Consider the following 259-nt stretch of genomic DNA (forward strand, 5'->3'; position numbering starts at 1 on the left):
GTCATAAAAAGAGTAAGCTCACTTTTTATAGTTATGTTTTCATCAAAAAAGAAAAATAACTGTAGCGGTAATAATAAAGCCACAACCGCATGTAACACATGCACCTTTTTAATTCGCTCTAGCTGCCCTTCTGGCGATAACTCTTTAATACCAAAGTCGCGCTCAAGGCACTTAACTAAGTTGCTGGCTTTTATACTAACCGCTAATCGGTAACAACTTAACCCCTCGTTATTTCGCGCTCTAAAGTCATATCCTGCTT

General features: G+C 38.2%; 1 pseudogene. It reads right to left on the reverse strand.

The features are described 5' to 3' along the window. Positions 1–259, reverse strand: a pseudogene (locus AAEY62_RS23255) (ankyrin repeat domain-containing protein); the annotation flags it as partial.

It is taken from the genome of Pseudoalteromonas sp. GW168-MNA-CIBAN-0100 (genome assembly GCF_040309225.1).
GTDB lineage: Bacteria > Pseudomonadota > Gammaproteobacteria > Enterobacterales > Alteromonadaceae > Pseudoalteromonas > Pseudoalteromonas arctica.